The 16,164-nt window shown below is 72.7% G+C and carries 11 protein-coding genes; 7 read left to right on the top strand and 4 right to left on the bottom strand.

Annotated elements, in window-relative coordinates; translation table 11 throughout:
• The first annotated feature begins 29 nt into the window (after positions 1–29).
• Together IO33_RS0124580 and IO33_RS0124575 are read left to right on the top strand one after the other, a co-directional pair.
• Positions 30–2,912 carry a lectin gene (locus tag IO33_RS0124580; protein ID WP_078963889.1) on the top strand — a complete coding sequence of 961 codons (2,883 nt, stop codon included), beginning with the start codon at positions 30–32 and terminating at the stop codon, positions 2,910–2,912.
• 85 nt (positions 2,913–2,997) lie between these two features.
• On the top strand, positions 2,998–4,170 hold the full coding sequence (locus IO33_RS0124575; RefSeq protein ID WP_245235874.1) for a PP2C family protein-serine/threonine phosphatase: 1,173 nt from the start codon (positions 2,998–3,000) through the stop codon (positions 4,168–4,170).
• Between the two features lie 12 nt (positions 4,171–4,182).
• Here the strand turns inward: IO33_RS0124575 and IO33_RS0124570 are convergent, their stop codons facing one another.
• Complete coding sequence (locus IO33_RS0124570; RefSeq protein WP_031168633.1) at positions 4,183–4,998, bottom strand: maleylpyruvate isomerase family mycothiol-dependent enzyme; 816 nt, start codon at positions 4,996–4,998, stop codon at positions 4,183–4,185.
• 87 nt (positions 4,999–5,085) lie between these two features.
• Positions 5,086–7,545 (bottom strand): SpoIIE family protein phosphatase, encoded by a 2,460-nt coding sequence (locus tag IO33_RS0124565; RefSeq protein WP_031168631.1) that lies wholly within the window; start codon positions 7,543–7,545, stop codon positions 5,086–5,088.
• 164 nt (positions 7,546–7,709) lie between these two features.
• Here IO33_RS0124565 and IO33_RS0124560 point away from each other — a divergent pair, with 164 nt between their 5' ends.
• Positions 7,710–9,812 carry a SpoIIE family protein phosphatase gene (locus tag IO33_RS0124560; protein ID WP_051926928.1) on the top strand — a complete coding sequence of 701 codons (2,103 nt, stop codon included), beginning with the start codon at positions 7,710–7,712 and terminating at the stop codon, positions 9,810–9,812.
• Positions 9,813–9,906: 94 nt separating this feature from the next.
• The gene (locus IO33_RS0124555; protein WP_031168626.1) at positions 9,907–11,826 is read left to right on the top strand and encodes a glycoside hydrolase family 5 protein; all 1,920 of its coding nucleotides are present in this window, start codon (positions 9,907–9,909) and stop codon (positions 11,824–11,826) included.
• On the opposite strand, the gene IO33_RS0124550 is transcribed toward IO33_RS0124555, so the two are convergent.
• Positions 11,803–12,414, bottom strand: coding sequence for a TetR/AcrR family transcriptional regulator (locus IO33_RS0124550; protein WP_037685918.1), 612 nt, complete (start codon positions 12,412–12,414; stop codon positions 11,803–11,805). The two genes, IO33_RS0124555 and IO33_RS0124550, sit on opposite strands and share 24 nt — an antisense overlap.
• Positions 12,415–12,510: 96 nt before the next feature.
• Between IO33_RS0124550 and IO33_RS0124545 the strand changes: the two genes are divergently transcribed.
• Both IO33_RS0124545 and IO33_RS0124540 read left to right on the top strand, forming a co-directional pair.
• Positions 12,511–13,302 (top strand): SDR family NAD(P)-dependent oxidoreductase, encoded by a 792-nt coding sequence (locus tag IO33_RS0124545; protein ID WP_031168620.1) that lies wholly within the window; start codon positions 12,511–12,513, stop codon positions 13,300–13,302.
• Positions 13,303–13,732: 430 nt separating this feature from the next.
• Positions 13,733–14,500: a GNAT family N-acetyltransferase gene (locus IO33_RS0124540; RefSeq protein WP_031168618.1), complete on the top strand. Its 768-nt coding sequence runs from the start codon at positions 13,733–13,735 to the stop codon at positions 14,498–14,500.
• Positions 14,501–14,545: 45 nt separating this feature from the next.
• Here the strand turns inward: IO33_RS0124540 and IO33_RS0124535 are convergent, their stop codons facing one another.
• On the bottom strand, positions 14,546–15,394 hold the full coding sequence (locus tag IO33_RS0124535) for an alpha/beta fold hydrolase (protein ID WP_031168616.1): 849 nt from the start codon (positions 15,392–15,394) through the stop codon (positions 14,546–14,548).
• A gap of 133 nt (positions 15,395–15,527) precedes the next feature.
• Between IO33_RS0124535 and IO33_RS0124530 the strand changes: the two genes are divergently transcribed.
• Positions 15,528–16,127 carry a TetR/AcrR family transcriptional regulator gene (locus tag IO33_RS0124530; RefSeq protein ID WP_031168614.1) on the top strand — a complete coding sequence of 200 codons (600 nt, stop codon included), beginning with the start codon at positions 15,528–15,530 and terminating at the stop codon, positions 16,125–16,127.
• Positions 16,128–16,164: the final 37 nt, after the last annotated feature.

Below are 16,164 nucleotides of genomic sequence, written 5' to 3'. Positions count from 1 at the left end.
GACAACGTTGTCGAAGGGACATGGTCACGATGGTGCCGTTCCGCCTCCTGTCCGTGCTCGCCGCCGGCGCCCTGGTCGTGGGTGCCGCCTACGCTCCCGCCCAGGCCGATCCCGTCCGGCTGGCCCCGGTGTCCGATCCGGCCCTGCTGGTGAACCCCTTCATCGGGACCACGCACGCCGCCGACGACTTCCCGGGGGCCGACACCCCGTTCGGGATGGTCCAGTGGAGCCCCGACACCAGCCCCCACCGCCCGGACGGAGGCGGCTACGAGTACGGCGACTCCGCCGTCACCGGCTTCGGCCTGACCCATATCGCGGGACCGGGCTGCCGGGCCGCCGGTGACATCCCGGTACTGCCGACCGTCGGCGCGGTGGACACCGCCGCCACGGTCGGCTTCTCGCACGCGAACGAGTCCGCCGGCCCCGGCTCGTACACGGTGTCCCTGGACAACGGCGTCACGACGGAACTGACCGCCACCACCCGCAGCGGGATGGCCCGTTTCACCTTCCCGTCCAGCACCCAGGCGAACCTCCTGTTCAAACTGACGGGCAGCGAGAACGGTGACACCGCCGCGCAGTTCGATGTGGTCAACGACAAGGAGGTGCGCGGGAAGGTCAGCAGCGGGAACTTCTGCGGCGAGGGCAACTCCTACACCGTCTACTACGACATGGTCTTCGACCAGCCGTTCCGCCACAGCGGTACCGCGCTGGCCGCCGCCACACCCACCACGCCGAGAACGGTTGCCCCGCCCAGCGCCCCCGAGGCACCGAACAAGCCGGTGCTGCACGGTTCCGTGCCCCGTACACCCCACGCCTTCGCTCCCCTGGCGAGCGGCTCCGACGGCTACGTCACCTTCGACACCACCACCCACCGGGCCGTTCAGGCCAAGGTCGGCATCTCCTACGTGTCGGCGGCCGACGCGGCGGGGAACCGGCAGGCGGAGAACCCCGGCTGGGACCTGGCCAAGGTCCGCGGCGCGGCGCACAACGCCTGGAAGTCCCTCCTCGGCCGGGTGCGGATCGCCGGCGGTACGCCCGCTCAGCAGAGCGTCTTCTACACAGCGCTCTACCACGCGCTGCTGCATCCGAACGTGATCAGCGACACCAACCGCCGCTATCCCGGCTTCGACGGCAGGACCCACACCGTCGACCAGGGCCACGGCGCCGCCTACGCCAACTACTCGGGCTGGGACGTCTACCGCTCGCAGGCCCAGCTGGAGGCCCTCGTCGCGCCTCAGGTCGCCTCGGACACCGCCCAGTCGATGGTCGACGACTACCGCCAGACCGGCCTGTTCCCCAAGTGGTCGGAGAACAACGGCGAGACGCACGTCATGGTGGGCGACCCGGCGGACGAGATCCTCGCCGACTACTACGCCTTCGGAGCCCGGAACTTCGACACCGCCACCGCACTCAAGGGCATGATCGCGGACGCCACCGTCCCCAACGACAACCGGCCCGGGCTCGCCTACCTGGAGCAGCTGGGCTGGCTGCCGAGCAACGGCAAGTACGGCTGCTGCAACTTCTACGGCGCGGCCTCCACCACGCTCGAGTACGACTCGGCGGACTTCGCCGTCTCGGCCCTCGCCGGCGCCCTCGGCCACACCGCCGATCAGCGGCGGTTCGCGGACCGCGCGCAGGGCTGGCAGAACCTGTTCCACCACGGCAGCGGATTCGTCCAGCCGCGCGACGCCTCGGGTTCGTGGACGGCGGGCTTCTCACCGACCTCGGGCAGGAACTTCGTCGAGGGTGACTCCTGGCAGTACACGCCGATGGTGCCGTTCGACCTGCACGGGCTGGCGACCGCCATGGGCGGTGACGCGGCCATGGCCACGTACCTGGACACGGACCTGTCCTCGCTGACCGGCGCCGGCGGATACACCGACCTGGGCAACGAGCCCAGCCTCAACATCCCCTGGGAGTACGACTACATCGGCCGCCCGTACCAGACGCAGAAGGTCGTCCGGCAGGTCCAGGACCAGATCTGGACCGCCGGCCCGTCCGGACTGGCGGGCAACGACGACCTGGGCGAGATGAGCTCGTGGTACGTGTGGTCCGCCCTCGGCATGTATCCCGAGACCCCCGGCACCGCCGACCTGGCCCTGGGCAGCCCGCTGTTCACCCAGGCGCTGATCACCCTCCCGTCCGGGCACGTCCTCACGATCGACGGCAAGGGCGCGGCGGACGACGCCCCGTACGTCCAGTCGGCCACATGGAACGGCACGGCCTGGAACGCGGCACACGCGCCCGACGGCGCCCTGACCGACGGCGGCACCCTCGGCTACGTCCTGGGCACCTCCCCCGACACGTCCTGGGCCTCGGACCCGTCCGCCGCCCCGCGCTCCTATCCGGGCGCGCCCTCCTACAGCGACGTGGGGACGTCCGGGGACACCGCCGCGGCCTCGGCGAACTTCGACGGTGCGGGCTACAGCTACTCCGCGCACGCGCTGGCCGGCGCGGGCGTCACGCCCGGCTCGAAGGTCACCGTCAACGGCGTGCCGTTCACCTGGCCCGACGTGGCACCCGGCGCACCGGACAACTACGAGGCGAACGGGCAGACGGTACGGACATCGGGCTCGGGCAGCATCTCCTTCCTGGGTGCCGCCAACAACGGTCCGGCGACCGGCACGGCGACCGTCATCTACACGGACGGCACGACCCAGTCGGTCCCGGTGGGCCTGTCCGACTGGACGCTGAGCGCGGGCACCGCCCCACCGCGCGCCGACAACACCGTCGCGGTGACCCTGCCGTACCGCAACCACGCGGGGACCGCGTCCGACAGCACCCGGACGTACGTGTTCGCGACGACGCCCGTGGCACTGAGTCCGGGCAAGACGGTCAGCAGCGTGCGCCTGCCGTCCGATGTCGCCGCCGGGGGTCTGCACGTCTTCGCGGTCGGCTTCGGCACCGGCTGACCCGGCGGCGGTGAGCCGGTGCCGGAACATGCCGTTGAGTGGAGCAATACCGGGGTACGGAGGCACCGGCCATCAGGCTGGTCGGGTGACGTACGAACGGACCGGCCGGGAGCCGGAGGACGGTTCGATGCCCCGGCCCCGGCTGCCGGCGCCTCCGGCGTGGCTGCGCTGGCTTCCGCTCCTGTACGTCGCCGCCGTACTGCTGCTGGAGCCCGTCACGCCCGTGGACTGGCCGGTGAGCTTCGTGCTGATCGCCGTACCCCTGGTCACGGCGTTCGCGCACGGCCCCGGGGTCGTCGCCGCGGCCACGATGTTCGCCCTGGTCCTCGAAGGGGTGCTGGCCGGCACCCCGTGCTGTGCGGGCCGGTCCGTCGGCTATCTGTGGGACCGTCACTACGTGGCGTCCTATGTCTGTACGGCCCTCGTGGGCGCCCTCGGCACGATCCTGGCCGCCCACCGGATCCGGCGCGAACGCACCCTCGCCGACGTGCGGTTCGTGGCCGAGATCGCGCAGCGCGTCCTGCTGCGACCCGTGCCGCACCGGATCGGCCACCTCCGTCTGGAGAGCCTGTACCTCTCGGCGGCGGCGGAGGCCCGCATCGGCGGCGACCTGTACGAGGCCGTGCCCACCCGTTTCGGGGTCCGCCTGGTCATCGGCGACGTCCGCGGCAAGGGACTGCTCGCGGTCGAGACCGCCGCCGCGCTGCTCGGGGCGTTCCGCGAGGCGGTCTACGACGAACCGGAACTGCCCGCCCTCGCCGACCGGGTGGACACGAGCATGAGCCGCCGGGCGACACAGCTCGGGGGGACCGAGACGAGCGAGCGGTTCGTCACCGCGGTCTTCGTCGAGATCCCCGCCGACGGCCGGCTCGTCCGCCTCGTCAACTGCGGTCACCCGCCGCCGATCTCGCTCCGGGCCGACGAGGTGCGCGAACTGGAGAGCGGGCGGCCGGCACCGCCCCTGAACCTCGGCATGCTGGTCGAGGACCCGTTCCGCCTGGAGGTGTATCCCTTCGGGCCCGGCGATCAGCTGCTCCTGTACACCGACGGCGTCACGGAGACGCGGGACGCGGCCGGCACCTTCTATCCGCTGCTCCAGCGCCTCCGCTCCTGGGGGCCGCTCCCGCCGAAGGAGCTGCTCGAACGGCTCCATGACGACCTGCTGGACTACAGCCACAACGGTCTGCAGGACGACACCGCGGCCCTCGCGGTCTGCCTGCATCCCGAGCAGCCGCCGGTCGGGTCACCGGCCCGGTGAACGCGGCCCGTGTCAGAAGGCCGTGTGGGCGAACCAGGTGTCCAGGACCGTGGTCCGTCCGCAGACCTCGAAGGCGGAGTCCTGGTACGACCGCCGTCCGTAGAGGAGGAGCAGCAGGTCCCCTGCCTGTCCGCGCACCGCCGCCGTGACCGGCTCGGCCGCACCGGCCTCGCGCTCTTCCCGCGGCACCAGGCGGAAGCCGTCCGGGTCCAGCCGCACCCGCCACTCCTCGCCGGGCCCCTCGCCGAGGTCCGTGCACCGGAACGCGAGGGTCTCGCCGTCGCCGCGCAGCTTGGTCACGCCGGGAGCGAAGAGACCGGCGTATGGCAGGTTGACGAGGAACTCGTCCACGCCGTCCGCGGCGAGCACCGGGTCGAGGTCCGGCTCCAGGCCGACGGCACGCTCGGCGTCCACCCGGTGCACCAGGGTCTCGAAGAGCATCCGGCGGGCCCAGAACCGCGCGTGCCGGTCCTCGCCCCAGACCCACATCGGCGCCTCGGGGTCGGTGTCCCGCAGGACCGCCGCCACACCGGGCACCCCGGCCGCCACCCAGTCGGGATAGTCCCGCGGGTTCTCCGGCAGCCCCAGCTCGACGTCGCGGCTGCGGGGAGGCTCCTGCACCAGCCGGGTCAGCAGGGTGCAGAACCAGCGCTGCAGGGAACCCACGTGCCGGGTGAGGTCGGCCAGGGTCCAGTCGGGGCAGGAGGGTACGGCGGCGGCCGGGTCGGCGCCCCTGACCACCTCGGCGAAGCGCAGGGTCTCGCGGGCGACGGCCTCGCGGTAGGTGTCGTACGGCAGAGGATGCTCCGCCTTGCTGGTGGTTGCCATCGGCTGCCGCCGTCCTGTTCTGTTCTCGGCAGGGGTTCCGTCACCGACAGTCTGGATGCTGGAGTCCACTCGAAGGCAAATCCGGGCTCAGGGAATCTCCTGTTCGGCCCAGATGACCTTTCCGTCGCCGCTGTACCGGGCGCCCCAGCGCTGGGTGAGCTGGGCCACCAGGAAGAGCCCGCGCCCGCCTTCGTCCGTGATCCGGGCGTGTCTGAGCCGGGGGGCGGTACTGCTGGAGTCGGCGACCTCGCAGGTGAGGCGGGCGTCGCGGAGGAGTCGTAGCCGGATGGGCGGTGTGGCGTAGCGGATGGCGTTGGTGACGAGTTCGCTCACCACGAGTTCCGTCGTGATGGCCAGTTCGCCCAGGCCCCAGGCCTCGACCTGGCGGGTGGCCTGGGCGCGCAGGATGCCGACGGAGGCGGGGTCGGGGGGGACGTCCCAGGAGGCGACCCGGTCGGCCCCGAGGGCGTGGGTGCGTGTCAGGAGGAGGGCGATGTCGTCGGGCTGGGGCACGGTCAGGAGCTGCCGCACGGCTGACGTGCACAGCGAGTCGAGGTCCTTCCCGCCGTGGGCGAGTACCTCGCCGAGCCGGGCCATGCCGCGCTCCACGTCACGGTCCCGGCCTTCGATCAGACCGTTGGTGTAGAGGCCGAAGACGGTGTTCTCGGCCAGTTCGATCTCGGTGGCCTCGAAGGCCATGCCGCCCAGCCCGAGCGGGGGCCCGGCGGGGATGTCGGCGAAGCGGACGTGTCCGTCGGGGGCGACGACGACGGGCGGCGGGTGTCCGGCCCGGGCCATCGTGCACCGTCTGCTGACCGGGTCGTAGACGGCGTAGACGCAGGTCGCGCCGATGAAGGTGCTTCGCGCGGTGGTGCCGGCGGCGGTCTCCTCGTCGCTCAGCAGGAGCACGAGGTCGTCGAGATGGGCGAGCAGTTCGTCGGGCGGCATCTCCATGGCGGCGAGGGTCTGCACCGCCGTGCGCAGCCGGCCCATGCTCGCCGCCGCGGTGATGCCGTGGCCCACCACGTCGCCGACGACGAGTCCCACCCGTGCGCCGGACAGCGGGATCACGTCGAACCAGTCGCCTCCGACACCGTCCGAGGGGTCCGCCGGGAGATAGGAGGAGGCCACCTCCAGCGCGGTACCGCCCGTCACGGCGGGGGGCAGCAGGCTGCGCTGCAGGGTGAGCGCCGCCGTGTGCTCCCTGGTGTAGCGGCGGGCGTTGTCGACGCACACCGCCGCTCGGGCCACCAGCTCCCGGGCCAGCAGGACGTCGTCGGTGGCGAAGGAGACGGGGTTGAGGGACCGGGCGAACGTGGTGAGGCCGAGGACGGTGTTCCGGGCCCGCATGGGCACGGCGATGAGCGAGTGCAGGCCGAACTCGCGGATGCGTTCCGTGCGCAGGGGCTCCCGGGTGAGCCACAGCTCGTCGGAGGGGTCGAGGACCGGGATGAGCAGCGGCTCGCCCTCCGTGAGGAGGCTGCCGTCGTGGGGCGGCGGGAGGAAGTCGACCCGGTCGCCGACCTGTGCGACGGCCTCGGGGCAGCCGTCGCGCACCGACCGCAGCGCGGCGCGGCGCATCGCCGGCCGGGCGGGCGCGGGTCCGGCGTCGGTCAGCCAGGTTCCGTGGCCCTCGGTGCTGAGCACGGCTTCCAGCAGGTCGACGATGACGAAGTCGGCGAAGCGCGGGACGGCGAAGTCGGCGAGTTCCTGGGCGGTCCGCAGCACGTCGAGTGTCGTGCCGATGCTGGTGCCGGCTTCGTTGACCATGGTCAGCAGCTGGCGGGCGGTCCATCGCTCGGTGACGTCCTGGACCAGGTAGCAGACGCCGGTGGCGGTGCCGTCGGCGTCCACCAGGGGGAAGAACGAGGTCGAGTAGGCGTGCGGGCGGTGCGGGTCGGCCCAGCTCCAGCCCACGTACTCGTAGTCGGTCACCGGCAGGCCCGTCGCGAGCACCTTGCGCATGAGGCTCTCCAGGGCCTCCGCCTGCAGGCCGGGCAGCAGTTCGCTGAGCCGGCGCCCGAGCCGCTCGTCCCGGGGGACCCCGCCGAACCGCTCCAGGGTGTCGTTCAGCCAGACGTACCGCAGCTCGGTGTCCATGACCGCCATGCCGACCGGTGAGCGGGTCAGGAACCCGTCCAGGACGGTCTGCCCCATGGTCCACCGCTGCCGCTCATCACGGGCGGACACCAGGAAGCACTCGGTGTCGCCCATGGGGAACGACGCCGAGACCCGCAACTGGATGTCGAGGCGGCGGCCGTCGCGGTGCCGTACGGCGATCTGCCCGCTCCAGCCGTGGCCCCCGCGGCAGCGCTCCACGACGCCGGCGAGCCGTACGGGGTCCCCGGGCATGGCCAGCAGGCCCGCGGCGCGCGCGCCCATGACGTCCGGGGCCGCGTAGCCGAGGAGTGCCGCGGCGCCGCGGGTCCAGCCGACCACCACGCCGTGTTCCGAGATCACCGCGGCCGCGTCGGTGGACGCGTCGAAGAGATCACCCGGTCCCCCGGGTGCGGCCGCCGCGGAGAAGCCCTTGCGCGCAGGTTCCATCAGTTACACCCGTAGACCACTATGAGTCAGTTCGGCGGTGGATGTGCAGGGCCGGACGGTCCACGCCCCCGCCCTGCGGTTGGGCCCAGGCCGAGGCCGGAGGGACCATGGGGGTACCGGTCGTCAGCGCCTGTGCGTGCCCGCCCGGCCGGTGGAGGTGAGGCATGGCGGTGGACTCCTTCGAAGCCGGCCACGAGGAGCAGCGCACCGGGCTGCCCCGGCCGACCGGGCTGCTCGACGTGCTGAGCGTGGCCGCGGTGGCCCTGGACACCCGGGGCCGGATCGTGTTCTGGACCCCGCAGGCCGAGGAACTGTTCGGCTACTCCGCGGAGGAGGCCCTCGGCAAGCACGCCGCGCGCCTGCTCATCCATCCGGACCATCTGCAGGCCGTGGTGAGTCTGTTCACGGAGGTGCTGGAGACCGGCCGGGGCTGGGCCGGGGCCTTTCCGGTCCGGCACAAGGACGGCGGCAGCCGGCTGACGGAGTTCCGGGCCATGCGGCTGCTGGACGACCTCGGGGACGTCTACGCCCTCGGCATCGCGGCCGACCACACCCTGCTCCAGCGCGTCGAGACGGATCTGGCGCTGTGCGAGCAGCTGATCAACCAGTCCCCGATCGGTCTGGCCCTCCTCGACCCGGACCTGAAGTATCTGCTGGTCAATCCGGCGCTGGAGCGGATCGACGGCATTCCCGCCGAGGATCACATCGGCCGCCATCTGCGGGAGACCCTGCCCTTCCCGGACGTCGCCACCGTCGAGTCCGCGCTGCGTCAGGTGCTCACCACCGGTACGCCCCTGCTGGACCAGTACCACGTCGGCCGCCCCTCGGCCGATCCCGGCCGCGAGCACGCCTGGTCGCTGTCCTTCTACCGGCTGGAGGATCCCGGCGGGCGGGTCCTGGGCGCGGCCGCCTCGGTCGTCGACGTCACCGAGCGGCACCGCGCGGCGGCCGAGGCCGACCGGGCGCGGCGGCGCCTGGCACTCATCGCGGACGCCTCCGCGCGGGTCGGCACCGCGCTGGACGTGGAGCAGACGGCCCGTGAACTGGCCGAGATCGCCGCGCCCGCGCTGGCCGACGTGGTCGCCGTGGACGTCCTCGACTCCGCGCTGTCCTGCGGTCGTATGCGCAGACGGGGCAACGGCCCGGAGATCTTCCGGGCGCTGGCCCTGAAAGCGGCCCATCCCACGGTCGCGCTGCGCGCCGCCGACCCGCCGGGCGACCTCGCCGCGTACGAGGGCGACCGGCTGGTCACCCTGTGCGTCCACACGGCGCGGCCGGTCCTGGTGCGCCATGTGGGGCCGCGGGACCTGCCGCGCATCGCCCGGGACGCGGCGGCCGGTGAGCTGCTGGGGCGGGCCGGCGTCCACTCGTATCTCGCCGTGCCGCTGGTCGCCCACGGCGAGGTGCTCGGCGCCCTGGACCTCAAGCGGACGCGCAATCCGGCGCCGTTCGACGAGGACGACGTCGTCCTGGCCGCCGAGCTCGCCGGCCGGGCCGCCGTGGCCATCGACAACGCCCGCTGGTTCCAGAGCGTCCGCAACACCGCCCTCACCCTGCAGCGCAGTCTGCTGCCCGAGCACTCGGCGCACCACACAGGCCTGGAGCTCGCCTCCCGCTACCAGCCCGCGCAGGCCACCAGCGAGGTCGGCGGCGACTGGTACGACGTCATTCCGCTGGCCGACGACAAGACCGCGCTGGTGGTGGGCGACGTGATGGGCAACGGCATCGACGCGGCCGCCACCATGGGCCGGCTGCGTACCGCCACCTGCGCCTACGCCGATCTCGATCTCGACCCGGGCGCGGTCCTCCAGCACCTGGACAAGATCACCTGCGATCTGGAGCACTACATCGTCACGTGCCTGTACGCGGCGTACGACCCCGGCACGGGGCGGTGCAGCATCGCCAACGCCGGACACATGCCGCCCGCGCTCGCGCGGCCCGGCGACGCGTCGAGGCTCCTGGAGCTGCCGGCCGGGGCACCTCTCGGTGTCGGCGGCGTACGGTTCGAGACGACGACCGTCGCGCTGCGCCCCGGCGATGTGCTGGTCCTCTACACCGACGGGCTCGTGGAGACCCGGCAGCACTCCATCGACGACCGGCTGAACGCCCTGCTGGGCCTCCTCGACGAGCCGCGCAGACCGCTGGAGGAGACCTGCGACGTGCTGCTGTACGGGCTGCGCCACCCCGACGACCACGACGACGTGGCCCTGCTCGTCGCCCGGGCCCTGCAGGCCGGGCCTCTTCCACCTGTTCCGCCTCTTCCCTGAACCGTGTCTCCTGGTGGACACTCCGCCCACCAGACCGACGTCGTCCCCCTGGTAGCCCCACTCCCCCGACCCCCTACAGTCAAGGGCTCCCCAGATGCCGATCGCCCCTGCCGTCCTGCGCCTGACCGCCGCAGTCGCGGGCTTCCTGCTCGCCTCCGCCACCTCCCCCGCGGTGTCCGCCGCGCCAACGGCCCGTGCGGTGGCGGAGGCTGACACCACGGCACCGGCCTCCTGGTCCGCTCCCCTGTCGACCCGGGGCCGCTTCATCGTGGACAGCCAGGGGCACCGCTTCCGGCTCAGGGGCGCCAACTGGGACGGGGCGCAGGGCTCATGGACGGGCAGCGGTGACATCACCGATCCCGCCGACCACCACGCAGGACAGGACTCCCACGGCATCCCGCTCGGCCTCGACCGCGTACCGCTGCCCCAACTGATGGACGACTTCCACCAGTTGGGCGTCAACACCGTCCGGCTGCCGTTCTCGAACGAGATGGTCCACAGCACCACCCCGGTCCCCGACAGCGCCGTCGCCGCCAATCCCGGGCTGCGCGGCAGGACACCGCTGGGGGTCTACGACGCCGTGGTCGACGCGCTCAGCGCGAGCGGGTTCGCCGTGATCCTGAACAACCACACGAACACCTCGCGCTGGTGCTGCGGCGTCGACGGCAACGAGCGCTGGAACAGCTCGCAGACGACGCGGCAGTGGACCGACGACTGGGTCTTCATGGCCCGCCGCTACGCCGGCGTGCCCCGCGTGGTGGGCGCGGACCTGTACAACGAGGTGCGGCGCGATGTGCTGGACGACCCCAACTGGGGCATGGGCGACGGCCACGACTGGTACGCCGCGGCCCAGCTCGCCGCCGACCGCATTCTCACGGAGGCCGACCCGCGTCTGCTCATCGTCGTCGAGGGCATCAACTGGACGGGCATCCCGGCGGACGGACTCCCCCACGGCCGGCCCGTCCTCACGCCCGCCCGCACCCTTTCCCACACCCTCGTCGACGCCCGCAAACTGGTGTACTCCGCGCACTTCTACGGCTACACCGGCCCGCACCACAGCGGCGCGACCGGCGTCGGCGAGACGCACGACGCCCGTTACCAGGACCTGTCGCGTGACGATCTGTACGCGGCGCTCCAGGACGAGGCGTTCTTCGCCGAGGAGACGGGCCGGCACTACACCGCCCCCGTCTGGGTCAGCGAGTTCGGCATCGGCGCGGGCGAGACCGGCCCCGCCGCGCGTGCCTGGTTCGGCGATGTCACCGACTACTTCGCCGACCACGACACCGACTTCGCGTTCTGGCCGCTGGTCGGCTTCACCGGCCACGACGACTGGGCGCTGCTGCGGTACGACGCGGCGGGGCGCCGCTCCGGCATCCTGGAGGCGGGCGACTGGCGCGCCGCGGCGTGGCAGCACCTCATGACCGCGCCGAGCCTGACCGGTCCGGTGGCGGCCGTCCCCGTGTGGCGGATGCTCTCCGTGGACCACGGCGACGCGGTGGAGTCGCTGCGGGTGCGGGCCACGGGCGACTGGGACCCGGGGGCGTACAAGGCCACGTGCCCGGACGGGCTGCGGCTGATCGGCCTCGGCCACACCGGCGGCCGCGGTCTGTGCACCGATGGCACGGCCGGCGCTCCGGGCGATCTGCGGGCGACCGCCGCCGGGCAGACGGTCGTCACGGACGAGCGGTACGTCCCGGCCGGCGGCGACTGGGCGTCGGGGTACACCAAGCTGCAGTGCCCCGAGGGCGGTTTCCTCATCGGGTACAGCGTCCGCGGGGAGCGGGTGTCGGCGGCCCTGTGCGCGCCCGCGGAGCACCCCCTCGCGGGAGCGGGCCGCACGGTGTGGTTCGACCGGTCCGACAACCGTCCCGGCGACGCCTCCGGCGGCGATTTCGCGTACGGCGACCACAAGGGCCAGTGCGCCGACGGCGAGTACGCCGCCGGCATCGCCTTCACCACCCGGGTGGGCAGCCGCCCGGGGCCCGACGCGCTACTGTGCCGCCGGCTCTCCTGAGGCTTTCGCGACCGGCCGGTCGACGCCCCCGCGCACGAGCAGCAGCAGGGCGTCGACCAGGTCCTCGGCGGGGCTGCCCGTGGCCAGTCGGCGCAGCTGCAGGCCCATCACGAGGGCGACCGTCGTGGCGGCGAGGCGTTCGGCGTCCGGGACGCCGAGCGCGCTGAGGATCCGGGCGGCGAGCAGGTCGTAGGCCCGGAACGCCTCGGCCGCCGCCTCCCGCAGGCGCTCGTCGCGTCCGGCCTGGAGATACAGCTCGAAGGGTGCGAGATGGGCGCTGTCCAGTGCGGAGCCGCAGGCGACCTGACCGGCCAGCAACGCCGCGTCCTCGACGTCCAGGCCCTCCGTCTGGCACTGCTCGGCCAGCTCCGTGAAGTGCCGCGCCTCCTCGCGCACGAAGTGCAGCAGGCTCTCCCGCAACAGCTCGTGCTGGGTCTCGAAGTGGTAGGTGACCGAGCCGAGGGACACGCCCGCTTCCTTGGCGATCCGCCGGTTGGTGACCGCCGCTACTCCGTCCTCGCCGATGATCTGCAGGACGGCGGTGATGATGCGCTGGCGCGTCGGCGCGGAGTGGGCGGCGTGTGGCATGGCGTGCATTCTTCCACCTCCGGTCTCCCGCCCTGCTGGACAGGGCCGCCCGGGCTCCCTATTGTTCGTTCGAACGAACAGGACTGGAGGGTAGTCGTGCGCATTGCCGGGTCAACCGTTCTGCTCACCGGCGTCACCGGCGGCATCGGGGGCGCGCTCGCCGCCGAGTTGTCCGCTCGCGGCGCCCGCCTCGTGCTCACCGGGCGACGGCCCGAGGCGCTGGAGCCGCTCGCCGAGCGCTACGGCGCCCGCACGATCCCGGCCGATCTGGCCGACCCCGACGATGTGCGGAGGCTGGCCGAGGTGGCCGCCGGCACGGACATCCTGATCGCCAACGCGGCCCTGCCCTCCAGCGGCGACGTCCTCGACTACACCCCGGAGCAGATCGACCGCGCCCTCGCGGTGAACCTGCGCGCTCCCGCGGTGCTCGCCCGGTTGCTGGCCCCCGGCATGGTGGCCGCCGGACGCGGTCACATCTGCTTCGTCGGGTCGCTGTCCGGCATGGCGGCCACCAGGTCCTCGTCCCTGTACAACGCGACGAAGTTCGGGCTGCGCGGCTTCTCGCTGGCCTTCCGCCAGGATCTGCACGGCACGGGCGTCGGCGTCTCGATCGTCCAGCCGGGTTTCGTCCGCGAGCTGGGCATGTTCGCGAAGACGGGCTCGTCGACGCCCGGCGGCGTCCGTACCGTCTCCCCGGAGCAGGTCTGCAGGGGCGTGACGCGGGCGATCGAACGCGATGTCGCCGAGGTCAACGTGGCGCCGCCCGAGCTGCGGTTCCTCACCAAGGTCGCGTCGCAGTTCCCGGGGTTCGCGGAGCGGGTGCAGCGGCTGGCGGGGGCCGAGCAGACCATCAAGGCGATCGTGGCCGCGCAGCGAGCGAGCCGCTGACGGTCAGCGGTGCCGGCCGGGCGGTGGGCGCCGAGCACCAACACGTCGAGGTCCGGCCAGCGCCGACGGCTGTCCGTCGGCGCGGGCTCGAAGGCGGTACAGCGCCGGGGGACTTCTTCTTGCCCGGCGTTCTTACCCGTTGTCCTGCCCGCTCGGGCTGTGGCAAGATCCATCCCGTTCGAAAGCGCATCCGACCACACGTCATGAAGGACTGAAGTCCATGGTTTCGGCGTCCCGAAGCGGCCGCCGTCGATACTGAGCCGTCTGCCCCGAGGCAGCGTTCTCCGGTATCCCCGCGTTCCCCTCACGGCGGCCCGACGACGCGGTGTCCAGCACACCGCCCACCTCCTCGCAGAGGTCGTCCCCTCCCATGCCCGGCCACCCGCGGCCCTCAGCGGTCCGTGGCCACCTTCACCGTGAGGTCTTCACCATGCGCACCGATGTCCAGCGCTTTGCCGTCGCCCACCTGCTGCGCCGCCCGGCGGCGCGTGCGGTCGGCGGTTTCGTCGTGGGATTCGATCCCTCGACGACCAGCCCGTACGTCAACTACGCCACGCCTCTTCCCGGTGCCGAGCCCACCGACCGGGACGTCGCCGAGCTGATCGGCGCGTTCCGCGAGCGCGGGCTCCGGCCCCGCCTGGAGTTCGCCCCGGAAGCCGCGCCCGCCGTCGAACCCGCGCTGCGCCGGGCCGGTTTCGCCACGGAGGCGGTGCACGAGTACCTGGTCTGCACGCCGGAAACGCTGGCCGTGCCCCGCGCCGGAGTCGGCCCGGCGGGCCCGGTCCATGTGGAGGCCCCGGCCACGGAGGCCGACTACACCGCGCTCGACATCGCCCTGGCCGAGGCCTTCGGCGGCGAGTGGGAGCCCTCCCCGGAAGGCGCGGCCCGGTTGCGGCGCACCGAGGAGGGCGGCGGAGCCGTCCGGTTCGTGCGCACGCCCGACGGCGGCTGCGCCGGCGGTGCCCTCTGCTCGGCGCCCGCCGAGGACACCGCGGAACTGGCGGGCGTGGGCACCCTTCCCGCGTACCGGGGCCGCGGCATCGCCGCCGCGGTCACCTCGGCCCTGGCCGGGACCCTGTTCGGCCGCGGAGCGCGGTCGGTGTGGCTGGAGTACTCCGGCGAAGGCTCCCGCCGCGTGTACGAGAGGGTCGGCTTCCGGCCCGGCGGCACACGGCTGTACGTCTCGCTCGAAGGGTGACCTCCCGGGCCGGCGGGGACGGGGCCCGTCCCCGCCGGCGCCGCGTCATCCCTCCCCGGGCAGCGGGTGGTCCTTGACGAAACGGCGGATCTCCTCCGTGAGGGCGGCCGGGTTGTCCAGCTGGACCAGGGTGCGGGCGTCGGGGATCTCCGTATAGCGGGCGTTCGGCAGCAGCCCGGCCAGGCGGCGGCCCGTCTCGGGCGGCATCATGCGGTCCTCGGCACCCCAGGCGACCAGTGCCGGGCGGGTGAACCGCGGGAGGTTCCGGGCCGCTTCCCGGTAGCAGTCCTTCCGGGTCGCACGGCAGAACTTGGTCAGGTCCCGGCGGATATGACGGTTCGTCAGCACGGGTCGGTACCAGCGTGCGATGAGCTCGTCCGGCAGCCGCTTCTTCGCCATTCCGCCGAGCGAGGTCTGCATGCGGGCCAGGAACGGGAAGCGGAAGGACTGCAGGAGGAGGTAGAGACCGCCGGGGAACCTGCTGGCCGCGTACAGGATCCGGCCCTGGATGCCGGGCGGGTAGTTGTCCAGTGCCTCGCAGGAGGTCAGGACGAGCCGGGCGATGCGCTCGTCGCGTACACCGACGAGGAGCTGGGCCGTGCCGGTGTCGTTCTGGACGAGGGTGACGTCCCGCAGGTCCAGGCGGTCCATGAACTCCGCCAGCAGACGGGCGACGCCGTGCGCGGACAGGTCCGCGTCAGGCCGCATCGGACGCCGGTGGCTGCCCAGGGGCAGGACCGGGACCAGGACGCGGAAGTCGGGCCGCAGGGCGGACACGACCTCCGCCCAGACCGACTCGTCGAAGCAGAGGCCGTGGGCGAGGAGGACTGCGGGACCGTCGCCCCCGGTGTCCTCGTACTCGATGGTTCCCGCGCTCAGCTCGATCTCCGGCATGCCCACGCCTCCGCCCCGCTCGGCCACTGATGTGACGGCACCTCTCGGCATCACTCTTGATAGATCGTTCTAGTGACAGAATAGGCGCCGGCCGCACTATGGCAACAGCGTCTGCATCCGGAGGGGCGATCCCATGAGCGACGGCAAGGCCATCAGCACCCATGAGACCCGGCAGCGGATCGTGAAGGCCGGCACGGAGCTGTTCCGTCGCTCGGGCTACACCGGTACCGGGATGAAGCAGATCGCCGAGGCCGCCGGTGCGCCCTTCGGCTCGATCTACCACTTCTTCCCCGGTGGGAAGGCCCAGCTGGGCGAGGAGGTGATCCGCACCTCCGGCGCCGTCTACCTGGAGCTCGTCACCGCGCTGATGGCGCCGTACGAGGACCGGGTCGCGGCCACCGCCGACGCCTTCGCCGCCGCGGCCGGCACGCTCGCCGAGCTGGACTTCGCCGACCCGTGTCCCATCGCCACGGTCGCGATGGAGGTCGCGAGCACCAACGAGGCGCTGCGGCAGGCCACTTCGGAGGTGTTCGACAGCTGGATCGAGTACCTGGCGGCGTACTACGCCGAGGGCGGCGTTCCCGGGTCCGCCGCGCGGGAGACGGCCGGCTCGGTCATCGCCCTGCTGGAGGGCGCCTTCATGCTGGGCCGGGCCGCGCGCAGCACCGAACCGGTGCGGGCCGCGGGCACGGCGGCCGCGGCGATCGTACGAGCGGCGCTGGCCGGACAGTGAGCCGGCCCCGCCCCAGGCCTGCCCGCCCGCCGGTACG

This window comes from Streptomyces durhamensis, assembly GCF_000725475.1.
GTDB lineage: Bacteria > Actinomycetota > Actinomycetes > Streptomycetales > Streptomycetaceae > Streptomyces > Streptomyces filipinensis.
This window is presented reverse-complemented; position numbering and strand designations above follow the sequence as displayed.